The organism is Sphaerothrix gracilis Ecp01 (genome assembly GCF_030405905.1).
In the GTDB taxonomy this organism is placed as follows: Bacteria; Cyanobacteriota; Cyanobacteriia; order Phormidesmidales; family Phormidesmidaceae; genus Sphaerothrix; species Sphaerothrix gracilis.
Map to the genome: position 1 here is coordinate 103,867 of NZ_JASATW010000008.1, position 11,723 is coordinate 115,589.

The following is an 11,723-nucleotide window of genomic DNA, read 5'->3' on the forward strand; positions in this document are numbered from 1 at the left end:
GTTCTAGCCCAAACTGGGGAACACATTTTACGAAATTCTATTCTCACAGCGGGTAGAGGCTAGCATAGTGCCTCTCAAGAGCATTTGGGTATGTCATCACAACAGCGTTATCGGGCGTTAGCAATTGGTTTGGGCTGGGCGGGCTTTACGGTCGTGCAGGCGATGCCTCTAGCAGGGGCGATCGCTCAAACACCGCCTAGCGAGGTTACGACTGTCTGCTCAGATCTGCCGGTTCAAACCTTAGAGCGTTTAACACGAGACCTGGTTTATCGCAGCCAAACCTATGCCAATTCCGGCCAGTTGGATTTAGCGCTGCGATCGCTAGATCGCGCCCTCAACTTGGTCATCACTGTAGAAGATCCTTTTGCCAAGACCGAGCTGATTAGCCACATTGCCGGGGAAACAGGCGGTCAGCCCAGCGCCATTGAACAGATTATTGACCAGGCGATCGCCACCCAAGAGTCAGAAGCCGTCTTAGAACTCTTATCCCAAACAGCCGTTACAGCGCAAACTCTAACGGGAGAATACGGCATTCTCAATAGCAAGCGAGCTATCCTGATTCAGCTAGCCCACTACTATCAAAAGCTAGGACAGCCCGAAGCGGCCCGCCCGCTGCTCGATCGAGCGCGATCGCTGCTCAATTCCCTGCAGGGTGACGGCTTTGGGCTGATTGTGGCTCCCCTTGCGGTTGAATATAGCCAGCTTGGAGATACCGAAATTGCCATCGACCTGTTAAACCAGGCGCTATCCGCTACTGTGGCGATGCAAACTACTGATGCTGAGTACCGTTCAGCCATCTTTAGCGCGATCGCTGGGGCCTATGCTCAGGCGGGAGCTGAGGGACAGGCGCTGCAGGTGGCCGCTCAGATAACCGCTGTCCCCGTTAAGGTGAATACCCTGAGCGATATTGGCCGTTTCCTGGCAGAGTCTGGTCAAATAGCCGCCGCCGAGAGCGCTTTAAACCAAGCCTGGACTCTAGCCCAACTCGACTCTTCTGGCGCTGGATTCCCCCGGCTGGCCCTAAGCCATGAGGCCGTTGGTCAGCCAGCTCGGGCCTTAGAAATTGCCAAAGCGATCGCCTCACCTGAAGTCAAAGTGCAGACGCTAGCGGCTTTGGCAGCCCAGGAAAGTTCACCTGAACCAGCGGCAGCCATAATATCTGATCTCGTAGCAGCCGCCCGGACAATCACGCCTTTCTACACCGGCGACGATCTGCTCCGCTCCGTCGCAGCAGATTACCTAGCCACAGAACGGTATGCCCTGGCACTACAGCTTAGCCAATCGCTAGATGCCACCCTGCAGAGCGAGCTATTACTAAAGCTGATTCAGCAGGCCAGCGCCGCTGGCGAAATGGCGATCGCAGCCCAGGCGACTGAAATCTTGCCTCCCGGTTGGGAAAACCAAACCCGCTTTCTAGCTCAGCGCTATCAGGCTGAAGGCTATGGACAGACCGGACAGTATGACCAGGCTTTACAACTGCTGCCCCAGATTGGCAATACTGCCGACTATCCTAATCAGGCGCTGGCACGAACGGCGATCGCCCGGTCCTATCGCCTAGACGGGCAAGAGGAGCAGGCAATTGAACAGCTCGATTTGGCCCTGCGATCGCTAGAAATACTTGAGGAGTCTGCCGCTCAGCTAGAAGCATTAGGTTTCATCGCGGTTGAGCTAGTTCAGCTAGGACAGCCAGAGCGAGCGCTGGCGATCCAAACAGCAGCTCTGACGCCAGCCGAGCATACTGGCTCAGAGTCATACGCCATTGAGCAGTGGATCAGACAGTACCTAACCGTCGCTGCCTACGAGCCAGCCCTGCAGCTAGTAACAACCCTCCAGAATCCCTATGAGCATGACAGACTGCTACAAGTCGTACTCAATCAGCTGCTTGAGGCCGGAGATTTAGAGACAGCCCGCCAAGCCGCTGGGCAAATCGGGGACGCCAATCAAAAGGTTGCCTTTTTAGTAAAAACAGCCGACTACTACCGGGGACTTGAGCAGCTTGACACGGCAACTCTGGTTTTAGAGCAGGCATTCACCCTGGCTCAAGCCCTCAGCGGCCCTGATGAAAATTTGCATACAGCAGCGGCTCAGATTGATCCCTCAGTGCCGCTGGTTGATGAGTTCGATCGGGGCAGTTTATTAGAAGCGATTGCAATTCGCTATGCCGAGTCCGGCCAGCTCAATCAAGCGCTTGAGACAGCTCAGGCCCTGCGATCGCCCGCCGATCGCGATCGCCTCCAGCAGCGCCTCGCCTGCTATCGCTGAGCAATGACGCCAATTAATCTGCAGAATGACCCATTCCCCCTACTGACGCATCACTCATCCACGGGGCGGCGGGCATAGTGCGATCGCTGCATCAGTTTTTGCTCTGTCTCGTCACTGAAGCCCCATTTTTGATAGAAAGGCACCACGTCCGGCAGGCAGGATAGGCCAATGGATTCGACTGCTGCTAGATCACGATGGTTGACCGTCGCTTCCAATAAGGCCCGGCCCACTCCTTGCCCCTGGCAGCCTGGAGCCACAATCACGTCAAAAATAATGGCCCGAAACAGGTAATCGGTCAGCACGCGGCTGAAGCCTACTAGCGTCGCCGACTCTGGTTCGCACAGGCCGATAACGATATCGCTGTTTTGCACAAGCTGGCGGGTGTCTGCCAGCGATCGCCCTTTGGCCCACCAGACCGTTTGATAGAGGGCGTGCAAATCTTGTAGCTGAGCTTCACTGAGGTGATCAATAACGGCGTAGTCCATAGCCTAAAGCAGATGCGAAAGAGCTGCCTAACAGACTAACCCCTCTGATAGGTTTTCACATAGCCTGGAACAGCGCGATCGCTGGGAAGCTGCGGATCAGGTACTGGCGGCTGAGCGACAGCCCGTAGCGGCACTTCTCCGGCCCAAACAGATAGTTCATAATCCGCTGCATCGTCAACTGGCGGCCCAGTTCTCACCTTGGCTGAGGCTTCCTCTAGCGGCAGAGCCAGCACTAGCGTGCCTTTTAGTTCAGCCTCAGTGGGCGATCGCACCTCATCCCAGCGTCCGGGCACCACATGCTCAGTAAAGGCTTTCAGCGCAGCCTCTTTCTCAGCTAGCGACTCCACCACCGTTGCCGTTCCAAACACGACCACCGAGCGATAGTTCATCGAATGGTGAAACGCCGATCGTGCCAGCACTAAACCATCTAGCAGCGTTACGCTGACACAGACCTCAATTCCGGCCTGAAGCGATCGCAACATGCGGCTAGCCGGAGAGCCATGTAGATACAGGCGATCACCAATCCGTCCGTAGGCCGTAGGAATTACGTAAGGCTGCCCCTTTACGGCAAAGCCCACCTGACAGATCAGCGCCTCATCTAAAATTTGATAAATTTGCCCTACTTCGTACTCCCCGCGCTGAGGCACTCGCTTAAGACGAGTTCGAGCGGTCGGCTGCAAATGCGAAGGCTGCGGCATGGGTTCAGGACCTAGTACAACATGTCCATGACTTTAGCGATCGGCCCAGCCGATATCTATCGATTTTTTCGATAAGCGTCATGAGTCCTGCCTATACGGCCAAGCATAAGGTATTAATTAAGACTCAGTATTTTGACTTTGGCAAAGTTTGGATTCATAGTCAAATTTCAATGAGAATATGAGACAAAGTTCAATCAATGCGATCCGCCTCTAGATTCTTTACTTAGGTCAAAGTAGCTGTCGCCGCAGCTTTGTAAATACAGATTGCGAAACGTTGAATTGCCTTGCGAAAAACATCAATTTTGTCTTGAATTGGGTACTTTCTAAAGAAAGCATTAAATACTTTTCGGTTGCAAATTTTATTGGCGGCCAACCTGCGTATTGGCTCAAAGTATGATTTTTAACTCTCGTTCTGATACTCAAAGAAATTACTCTCAGAGTATTGAAGCGCAGGCAGCTCTGCTTAATGTCATCACTAAAGTGCGTCAGTCCTTAGACTTAAACACGATTTTGATGACCACTGCGGTTGAAGTTCGCCAGCTCTTGCAGGCTGACCGGGTGGGTATTCTGAGACTCGATCCAGTCAGCGGCTGGGGAGACGGAGAGTTTATCGCTGAAGCTGTGGCCCCAGAATTTGATGCAGCTCTGGCCCAGCGTGTCCGCGATCGCTGTTTTGGGGACCATCATGCTCATCAGTATGAAAAGGGGCGGATTCAAGCGCTGAATGACATCTATGCCGCGGGACTCAGCGACTGCCATTTGCAGATTTTAGAGCGATTTCAGGTACGGGCCAATCTGCTGATTCCGCTGCTAGAAGGAGAGCGTCTTTGGGGACTGCTCTGTGTGCATCAGTGCTCAGGGCCGCGCCGATGGCAGCAAGCCGAGATTGGGTTTGCTGCTGATATTGCCACCCATCTCAGCGTTGCCATTCAGCAAGCCGAACTTTTAACCAAAACCCAGCAGCAATCGGCTGAGCTGAGTGCGCTACTGCATGAGCTACAGCTAGCCCACGTCCAGCTCGCTCAGCAGGAAAAGCTTTCTAGCATCGGGCAGCTAGCCGCCGGTATTGCCCACGAAATCAACAATCCGGCCAGCTTTATCGTAGGCAACTTGGTTCACTTCGCTCATTTCAGCCGGGATTTGCTGAAGCTCTTAGACTGTTACCGCCGGCACTATCCCCAGCCAGTGCCGGAAATCCAGGCCTTAGAAGCTTCAATCGATCTAGATTTTTGGGCGCAAGATATTACTAATCTTTTGCGCTCGATGAAACAGGGGGCAAAACGAATTCAAAAAACAGTTCTGTCTCTACGTAATTTTGTGCGCCTCGGTGAATCTAAGCTTAAAACCGTTGATATTCACGAAGGTATTGATAACGCCTTGCTGATCCTGCAGCATCGCCTCCAAGGTCATCCTGAAGCACCTCAAATAGCAATCATCAAAGACTATGGGACACTGCCACCGGTTGAATGCTATCCCGGCAAGCTCAATCAGGCCATCATGAGCTTACTCATCAATGCGGTCGAAGCTTTGGAAGAAGAAATGATGAGCTGTCATCTACCGTCTTTCTCCCCAAAAGAGGGGGGCGCTACCGAGTCGTTTAGTGTTTCTACACCACCCCCGCCTAAAACTGCTCAGATTAGTATTCGCACCGCTCAAATTGATGAGCAGTGGATCGAGATTGTGATTGCCGATACCGGCCCAGGCATTACCGATCAGGCCCGCGATCGCCTTTATGATCCTTTTTTCACGACCAAGCCGATTGGTCAGGGTACCGGATTGGGGCTAGCTATCAGCCAGCAGACGATTGTGGTTGAACATGGCGGCAGGCTGGAGTATCGTACGCAGCCCCACATGGGCACTGAATTTCAAATTCAAATCCCCATTCGCCAAAACCCGGCCTGCCTGAGACTGTAACGAGCCTACATAGGCTCTCTTAGAGCCTATGTTTTATCAAATCAAAAGGGCGGCGATGTCATCGGGCATCGCCGCCTGGATGCTCCTGCAAAGCCAAACTACTCAGCGGCCACCGGCTCAATCTCTCTCTGTCTGGCTATGGACTGGCTAATTTTCTTGTAGTTCCAGAAGCCAAAGATGAGCCAGAAAGCCAGTAATCCGCTCGTCAGCAGCAATATCGGAAAAGCGCCAAAGCGATTGATCAGCAGAGGTGCAGCCCCGGTAAACAAGCCGCCGCCCACAATCGGCTCAAAAAATAGCTGCTTATAGCCAAAACTTTCAAGAGCGCCTGAGCGATCGCTTGGATCAACCATGCGCATCAGCAAAATTCCCGTAGCCGTCACGCCCATTGACTGCCCCATATCACCTAGCCCCCGCTCAAACCAGTAAGTTGGAATAATTCGAGGGGCAAAGTAGACGAAAAACAAAACGTTCCAGGCAATACCCGCGATCGCTAGGACCGCAAAAGCGCCAAAATTGCGAGCAATAATCGCCAAGCTAATCGAGGCTAAGGCCGCAACAATCGTAGCGTCTAAAGCCACGCCGCCAATGCGAACCATGAGCTGACGGTTAACGAGATACTGATAGTTGAATCGCTTCAATAAGAGCTGCACAATGATGCCGCCAACTAAAGCCATCGGGAATAGAGGAATCGCTCCCATAATCTCTAATCCTTCGCCGCCCCGGTTCCAGGTGAGCGCTTCGATTAGAGCTAATAGCTGCAAGATTAGCCAGCCAATGGCGATCGCCACGCCGACAAAGCCAAACTGGAGAGAGAGGGGATCAACTAACAAACTATTGAGATGACGTCGCCGCCGCTCCCTCATTTCAGGACTTTCGTGTTCAACCGGCACCCGTTCTTGAGCGTCCGCTGCGATATTAAGATCTCGACCATGAGGAATATAGCCCCGCTGTCGCCCCCAGTTAGCCAGCAGTACCCCGGCCAAAATGCCGCTGACGATGCCGATTGTTGCCATCCCGATTGCCAGATCAGGGCCAGCCTCAAAGCCAATTTCCCCAAAGACCTCTGCCATCCCGGCTGCCGTACCGTGACCCCCTTCAAAACCAATTTCAATTAAAGTTCCAGCCACAGGGGGCAGGCCAAAAATCGGCCCCAAAACCAAGATGGCCAGCAACAAACCCACCACATATTGCCCCCAAGCCAAAGATTGACCAAAGGCTACCTGCGGCGAGGCCCTTCGCCAAATTTCTGCTGGGGGTGGAATAAACTCTCCTAAAAAGATGGTGGCAAAAACGATGTTGATAAAAACGCCCGGAATTTCGGACCACACCGCTAAAATAGGCTGGGGGAAAAGCCCATTTGCCAAAAAGCCTGTTTCCCCAAAAGCCATAGCCGCGATCGCCCCCAAAACCCCTGGGCCTAACAGCAAGGCAACGACCCCTGCCACAATTGAGCTGGGTAAAAATAAAGCCTGTAGCAGGCCAACGCGCTGACGAATCCAGCGCCCGACCAAAATCAAGAATCCTAGAACAATAAAGGCAAAGAACACGTCCTGAAAATTGTAGCCAGGACTTTCGCTTTCGGCCTGCGCCCGCGCTACCAAGGCGGCGGGTCCTAGCACTAGCACAACTGCCCAGAGAACAACAGTGCTCAAAAGCCTAACTGGCGATCGCTCCCAATTCCGGTTTGACATCTTTCCTCCAATCGGTAATCAGTGCCCGCCTAGACAAGTCTCTCCAGAGAGCAGCGATTCACAGGCACTCATAAATATGACCGAGCAGCTTAAGGCTAAAGAGCAGCCTCGATCGCTGCAGCTAAACCAAGTGCAATATATCTAAGACGATCAACCGTCCGTCCTCAACCTGTTTCAACAGATCAGGTTCACTTCAACCTAGAGAGATATTAGGGGCTAGTCAATTAACCAGCCGTATCAGAACTGACACTCTCTTTCTCAGCGATCGCCGCTTCAGTGGCATAAAAAGGCTTTTGGGGCTTACGCAGCAGACAGCTTTGCCGATATAGTTGCTCTGATGAGTGTTCTACCTTGGTAAATCTAGCCAGCAGCACGGAGAGGAAAGGGTATGGCTTTTGAATATCCAGCAGACTTAAAATATGCAGATACCCACGAATATGTTCGGGTCGATGAAGATGGCGTCGCCGTTATCGGCATTACGGCCTTTGCTGTCGATCAGTTAGGCGATGTGGTGTTTTTAGAGCTGCCTGAGGTGGGCGACACGATTGAAAAAGGAGAAAACTTTGGCACAATCGAGTCGGTCAAGGCAGTCGAGGATTTGAAGGCACCCGTGACGGGAGAAGTGCTAGAGCGTAACGATGTCTTGATAGATTCTCCGGAGCAGATTGCCGACGATCCCTACGGCGACGCCTGGATGCTGAAGGTCAAGATGGACGATTTAGAAGATTTGGAAGACGCTATGAGTGCGGAAGAGTATCAGGATCAAGTTGAGGGCATCTAACCGACTTTGGCGTGCTTCCACTAGATTTGACAGAGTTAATACAATTGAAATAAGTAAATTTTCGATCCATCGGTTTGCTAACTGATGGGTTTTGACTTTTTGCCCCATTGCGATCGCCGTTGTTTCCAGCCCTCAGAAGTACATGCAAAAATCTCGATTTGACCACAGCACAGCCGCGCTCAATCAGTCAGCTACTAGCCCTGCTACCGCTTCAGCCGCCAATTCTCTTAATGGGCAAACTGATTTCGCAGCCGGAGCAATGCTGCCGTCTCACGAGTCAGACTTTGTCAACCGCCATCTCGGCCCCCGCCCTGCCGAAATTGATCAGATGCTAGCAGCCTTGGGTTATGACTCCCTAGACGCTTTGATGACGGCAGCGATTCCGGCAGATATTCGCCTCCAACAACCGCTCCAGCTAGCACCGGGGCTGAGCGAGCAGGCAGCCCTCGCCAAGCTAAAAGCGATCGCCCAGCAAAATCAGGTCTTTCGCTCTTTTATTGGCCTGGGCTACCACAACTGCATCACCCCAGCCGTCATTCAGCGCAACGTGCTGGAAAATCCCGGCTGGTACACCCAGTACACGCCCTATCAGCCAGAAATTGCTCAGGGACGGCTAGAAGCCCTGCTCAACTTTCAAACGATGGTGGCCGATCTGACTGCACTGCCTCTGGCAAACGCCTCGTTGCTAGACGAGGGCACCGCCGCCGCCGAGGCCATGAGCATGGTTTACGGGTTACAGAAAAAGAAGAAGAGCAAAACCTTTTGGGTCGCGGCTGACTGTCATCCTCAAACGATTGAAGTCATTAAAACGCGGGCCTTGCCGCTGGGGATTGAGGTGATTGTCGGCGACCACCAGACATTTGAGTTTGATCGGCCCGTCTTCGGGGTGCTGCTGCAGTATCCGGCCAGCGATGGGGCCGTTTATGACTATACCCACTTTATTCAAAAAGCCCATGCCGCCGGAGCCTTGGCGATTGTCGCCGCTGACTTGCTCAGCCTGACGCTGCTGACGCCTCCTGGGGAACTGGGAGCCGATGTCGCTATCGGCAACAGCCAGCGATTTGGGGTGCCTCTGGGCTACGGCGGCCCCCATGCCGCCTACTTCGCTGCCCATGAAGACTATGCCCGCAAGCTGCCGGGGCGGCTGGTGGGCCTCTCAAAAGATATTTATGATCAGCCAGCTCTGCGATTGGCCCTGCAGACCCGTGAGCAGCATATCCGGCGAGATTCCGCTACTAGCAATATCTGCACGGCCCAGGTGCTGTTGGCAATTATGGCAAGTATGTACGCGGTCTATCATGGCCCCCAAGGGTTGAGGCAGATTGCCAGCCGCGTACACCGCTCTACAGTGGCGCTGGCGACGGGACTAGAAAAGCTCGGCTATGGTCTAGGCGAAGCTGCCTATTTTGATACTTTACGGATTGATGTGGGCGAGGCCCAGCCAGAAATCCTCAAACGGGCGATCGCTCGTCAGGTCAATCTCCGTATTCTCGACCGGCAAACATTAGGCATTGCTTTAGACGAAACCGTCACGCTGCCAGACCTGCAAGACCTGTTAGATATTTTCAATCTTTCAGGGATACAGCTACCGGCTGTCGCCGATCTGTATGCTCAAGCTCAACTCCAAATTCTCCAACCGCGTACCAGCAACTACCTGACTCATCCTGTCTTTAACCAGTACCATTCGGAAACAGAGATGCTGCGCTACCTGCATCGGCTGCAGGGACGCGACCTGTCTCTGACCACCGCCATGATTCCCCTCGGTTCCTGCACCATGAAGCTGAATGCCACGGCTGAAATGCTGCCGGTTAGCTGGCCGGAACTCAGTCAGATTCATCCTTTTGCCCCCATAGACCAGACCCAGGGCTATCAAATTCTGTTTCAGCAGCTCTCTGACTGGCTGGCTGAGATTACTGGCTTTGCGGGCATTTCCCTACAGCCCAATGCTGGCTCGCAGGGGGAATATGCTGGTCTGCTGGTTATCCGTCAGTATCATCAGCACCGCAATCAGGCCCATCGCCATATTTGCCTAATTCCCACCTCGGCCCACGGCACCAATCCGGCTAGCGCAGTCATGGCGGGCATGAAGGTAGTGACGGTCGCCTGTGACGAAGACGGCAACATCGACGTTGCTGATTTGCAGGCCAAAGCCGAGAAACACGCTGACCAGCTAGCGGCCCTGATGGTGACCTATCCCTCTACTCACGGCGTCTTTGAAACGGCTATCCGCGAAATTTGTCAGATTGTCCATACCCACGGCGGTCAGGTCTATATGGATGGGGCCAACATGAACGCTCAGGTTGGACTTTGTCGGCCAGCGGACTTTGGCGCGGATGTTTGCCACCTAAATCTGCATAAAACCTTTTGCATTCCCCACGGCGGCGGCGGCCCCGGTGTAGGGCCAATCGGCGTCCAGGAACATTTGCTGCCGTTTCTGCCGGGACACAGTTTGACAGCCGCTCTGGCAGGAGAACAGCGGATTGGGGCGATCGCGGCGGCTCCCTGGGGCAGCGCCAGCATCCTGCCCATTTCCTGGATGTATATTGTCATGATGGGCGCTAGTGGCCTGAAGCGAGCCACCGAAGTTGCCATTCTCAACGCTAACTACATGGCCCATCGCCTATCTGACCACTACGAAATTCTCTACAGAGGGCAGCAAGGTCGGGTAGCCCATGAATGCATTATTGACCTGCGCGGATTTCGTAAATCTGCCGGACTCGGTGTCGACGATATTGCCAAACGCCTAATCGACTATGGCTTCCATCCGCCAACCATGTCCTGGCCCGTCGCTGGAACCATTATGGTTGAACCCACCGAGAGCGAGTCAAAGGCCGAACTCGATCGCTTCTGCGATGCCATGATTGCCATCCGTCAGGAAATCCGCGCCGTTGAACTGGGCGAGGTGGATCAAGACAACAACGTCCTCAAACAGGCTCCTCACACGGTTGCCGACTTAGTAGCGCCGGAGTGGCACCGGCCTTATTCCCGTGAAGCTGCGGTCTATCCCACTGCCTGGACGCGGGCGCATAAGTTTTGGCCTGCGGTGAACCGTATTGATCAGGCTTACGGCGATCGCAATCTAGTCTGTGCCTGTCCGCCGCTAGAAGCTTACACCGACGCATAAAAACATGAGTAAATGTAAGTTGCGGTTGAGGCACGTTGGCGTAACCTTGTCTGAGGCAATAAGCCGACACCCGCCTGGGTTACGCTGTCGCTACCCTGTCCTAAAAATGATTAGGTCCGCCGACTTAGCAGCGCTAACAGGCTGTCCTCTTTTTGAATTAATTAATCAGCTAGAAATAGGCAATTATTGATTCTAGCTGATTGACTCGCAAACCCGTTAAAAGGGACTGAGCAAAACTTAAATCAATGCTATGTGAGAACTTCGCATATTTATATTTTCAAGGCTCTGTTCTTTGCCAGGCTAACCAATATTTTTGTTGGCTAGAAAACGTCTCTGGCAATATAAATAAGATAAAATCAAATCAGCTATTTTAGAAAATCTGCTACTGTTTTTTCGTTTTTTCAACTCTCAATTTTATTGGTATCGTCATTATTCAATTCTTTCCATAGGCTATTGCCTAGGTTATGCCGTAAAGCTTTTAATCAATCAAAATATTTATCTCTCTGCAGAAAAAAGAGAGGCTTTGATCAAAAAACTTATTTAAATGGGCACTCTGTATGAGGTGAGTACAGATGTTGCGCAAAATCAGTTTATCTGTTCTGCTCCTTTAGATCTAATCTTCTGACATCAAAGATCTCCGTGATTTGAAATTCTTATGATTAAGGACAAAGCTTAGGTGTACGAAAATATGGGTCAAATTGCACAGTGCAGGAGCTTAGAGTTAATGTAATCAGGATAGATGTTAAGGCTTGATGCTCACTCTAC

At 52.6% G+C, this 11,723-nt stretch carries 8 protein-coding genes; 4 read left to right on the forward strand and 4 right to left on the reverse strand.

The features are described 5' to 3' along the window. Positions 1 to 90 precede the first annotated feature (90 nt). Positions 91 to 2,262, forward strand: a complete 2,172-nt coding sequence (locus tag QJQ48_RS10755; protein WP_346291231.1) for an ATP-binding protein — start codon at positions 91 to 93, stop codon at positions 2,260 to 2,262. 50 nt (positions 2,263 to 2,312) lie between these two features. Here the strand turns inward: QJQ48_RS10755 and QJQ48_RS10760 are convergent, their stop codons facing one another. Then, positions 2,313 to 2,747: a GNAT family N-acetyltransferase gene (locus tag QJQ48_RS10760; protein ID WP_346291232.1), complete on the reverse strand. Its 435-nt coding sequence runs from the start codon at positions 2,745 to 2,747 to the stop codon at positions 2,313 to 2,315. A 35-nt stretch (positions 2,748 to 2,782) separates the two neighbouring features. Continuing rightward, a complete protein-coding gene (locus tag QJQ48_RS10765) occupies positions 2,783 to 3,445 on the reverse strand; it encodes a pyridoxamine 5'-phosphate oxidase family protein (protein WP_346291233.1) in 663 nt (220 codons plus the stop codon). A 393-nt stretch (positions 3,446 to 3,838) separates the two neighbouring features. On the opposite strand from QJQ48_RS10765, the gene QJQ48_RS10770 reads away from it, so the two are divergent. Beyond that, positions 3,839 to 5,359 carry a sensor histidine kinase gene (locus tag QJQ48_RS10770; RefSeq protein WP_346291234.1) on the forward strand — a complete coding sequence of 507 codons (1,521 nt, stop codon included), beginning with the start codon at positions 3,839 to 3,841 and terminating at the stop codon, positions 5,357 to 5,359. A 98-nt stretch (positions 5,360 to 5,457) separates the two neighbouring features. On the opposite strand, the gene QJQ48_RS10775 is transcribed toward QJQ48_RS10770, so the two are convergent. Together QJQ48_RS10775 and QJQ48_RS10780 are read right to left on the reverse strand one after the other, a co-directional pair. Next, positions 5,458 to 7,053 (reverse strand): sodium/glutamate symporter, encoded by a 1,596-nt coding sequence (locus QJQ48_RS10775; RefSeq protein WP_346291235.1) that lies wholly within the window; start codon positions 7,051 to 7,053, stop codon positions 5,458 to 5,460. Between the two features lie 224 nt (positions 7,054 to 7,277). Then, the gene (locus QJQ48_RS10780; RefSeq protein ID WP_346291236.1) at positions 7,278 to 7,427 is read right to left on the reverse strand and encodes a hypothetical protein; all 150 of its coding nucleotides are present in this window, start codon (positions 7,425 to 7,427) and stop codon (positions 7,278 to 7,280) included. A gap of 14 nt (positions 7,428 to 7,441) precedes the next feature. On the opposite strand from QJQ48_RS10780, the gene gcvH reads away from it, so the two are divergent. Next, positions 7,442 to 7,834 (forward strand): glycine cleavage system protein GcvH, encoded by a 393-nt coding sequence (gene gcvH / locus QJQ48_RS10785; protein ID WP_346291237.1) that lies wholly within the window; start codon positions 7,442 to 7,444, stop codon positions 7,832 to 7,834. A 142-nt stretch (positions 7,835 to 7,976) separates the two neighbouring features. Then, complete coding sequence (gene gcvP / locus QJQ48_RS10790) at positions 7,977 to 10,958, forward strand: aminomethyl-transferring glycine dehydrogenase (protein WP_428843044.1); 2,982 nt, start codon at positions 7,977 to 7,979, stop codon at positions 10,956 to 10,958. Positions 10,959 to 11,723: the final 765 nt, after the last annotated feature.

Coding starts and splice junctions, on each gene's coding strand:
- QJQ48_RS10755 (WP_346291231.1), top strand. CDS start 91: ATGTCATCACAACAGCGTTATCGGGCGTTAGCAATTGGTTTGGGCTGG.
- QJQ48_RS10760 (WP_346291232.1), bottom strand. CDS start 2,747: ATGGACTACGCCGTTATTGATCACCTCAGTGAAGCTCAGCTACAAGAT.
- QJQ48_RS10765 (WP_346291233.1), bottom strand. CDS start 3,445: ATGCCGCAGCCTTCGCATTTGCAGCCGACCGCTCGAACTCGTCTTAAG.
- QJQ48_RS10770 (WP_346291234.1), top strand. CDS start 3,839: ATGATTTTTAACTCTCGTTCTGATACTCAAAGAAATTACTCTCAGAGT.
- QJQ48_RS10775 (WP_346291235.1), bottom strand. CDS start 7,053: ATGTCAAACCGGAATTGGGAGCGATCGCCAGTTAGGCTTTTGAGCACT.
- gcvH (WP_346291237.1), top strand. CDS start 7,442: ATGGCTTTTGAATATCCAGCAGACTTAAAATATGCAGATACCCACGAA.
- gcvP (WP_428843044.1), top strand. CDS start 7,977: ATGCAAAAATCTCGATTTGACCACAGCACAGCCGCGCTCAATCAGTCA.